Below are 1548 nucleotides of genomic sequence, written 5' to 3' on the forward strand. Positions count from 1 at the left end.
GGGTATCCTCATCAATAATTATATATCAGTGTTTAGACTTGTAGCTAGCATGACTTGACATTTTTTTGACTGTGCGCTATCCTGTTGACAGGAACAGCAGACTGGTTGCCATACTCTGGGCAAACATGAATCCCTATTAGGGACTGAAATATGCTTGCTACAAGTCAAGTTTGCTATTCCAAACCCTCCTATTTAAACTCTCTGTTTTTTGGGAGGGTAAATCCCTATCAGGGATTGAAACTTAATTGAATGTTTACTGTCAAAGTCCTGTTGACTATGATTGGGGCTTTGCGAAGAGCTGGTAGGGTGCGTCGCCATCTACAATCTTCAATTCCGATCGACAATCGATGAGCGACGCACCTTACTGGCATAGCGAAAGTCAACAAATTCAACACTCATGATTGTTACAAGACTTTGGATAATTGCTATAACAATACGCCGATCGCCCAAAACACCATCTCAACCAACTAATTGCGTAATACCACAGCATCGGTATTGCTAGCAAAAGCCGGACGAATAAACTCCTGCTTCTCCTCGGCTGTGATGTAACCCTTATCTACAGCTAGCTGCATCACTTCCTCAAGAAAACCTCTCAGCACATCTAATACGTGAGCGCGATCGCACTCAAACTGCTTTTCCCAGCACGAAGTCCCAAACTTGATCCAAGTGCAGTTAATCTTATTGTCGATCGGTAGCAAAATAATAGTAAACCAACTCTCACCAAAGTCTATTTCTATTTTTTGACCTTGCGATAGCTTCGCAATTTCCTTGGGAAAGTAATTGTCAATCATCATACAGATATCTGGATCGAAAAATACCTCTTTTTGAGCATCACCTATTTTTATTAAAACTTTATGGTTGTGTTCAAAACAAAAACGCCGCCATCCCATTTCAAAATGAGAAAGCTCTCCTAATGGATCTTCGGGAGGATCGGCGTAGTTTTCCAAGAAACGTTCTGCTAGTTGAAAATTAAATTTTTGACTGCTATTCATACCTGCTCATTTTATTGAATTATGACAAAAAATTAAACAAGTGGTAAGTTGGGTTGGGTTTCGTTACCTCAACCCAACCTACTAATACCAAATCTGGGTTAACTTTTCCCTCAAACTCTTAGTCCGCGCAGGCGGACTTTGTTTGTGTAGAAGCGGTTTCAACCGCCGATTGAACAACGAACAAACTTACGGTGTCGGATTCGGATACTTAGCGTGCACCGCATCGATTTCCGAAACAATCTCCTTATCCAAATTCACATCCAAACTGCCGAGATTTTCCTTCAACTGTTCGAGACTTGTTGCACCGATAATAGTGCTACTTACAAACCAGCGCGATCGCACATAAGCCAAAGCCATCTTAGCCGGAGTAAAACCGTGTTTGCGCGCAATCTCAATATACGCTTTCACCGCATCATTCAGATTAGTTTTATCGTAACGCTGACCGAATCCAGCAAATAAAGCCAGTCGCGAATTTTCCGGGATTCCATTCAAGTATTTACCCGTTAAAATTCCAAAAGCCAAAGGACTGTAAGCCATCAATCCCACATTTTTAAAA

General features: G+C 41.4%; 2 protein-coding genes. Both read right to left on the reverse strand.

What is annotated here, in order from left to right; genetic code table 11:
- Positions 1-467: 467 nt before the first annotated feature.
- Positions 468-992 (reverse strand): hypothetical protein, encoded by a 525-nt coding sequence (locus tag WBA89_RS27435; protein ID WP_424410803.1) that lies wholly within the window; start codon positions 990-992, stop codon positions 468-470.
- Between the two features lie 186 nt (positions 993-1178).
- The coding region (locus WBA89_RS27440) for an aldo/keto reductase (protein WP_424410804.1) at positions 1179-1548 on the reverse strand (370 nt) is incomplete at its 5' end.

The organism is Microcoleus sp. (assembly GCF_049646505.1).
Taxonomy (GTDB): Bacteria; Cyanobacteriota; Cyanobacteriia; order Cyanobacteriales; family Microcoleaceae; genus Microcoleus.

Bases quoted from the DNA above. Each gene is read 5' to 3' on its own strand.
- WBA89_RS27435 (WP_424410803.1), bottom strand. From the start codon at position 992: ATGAATAGCAGTCAAAAATTTAATTTTCAACTAGCAGAACGTTTCTTG.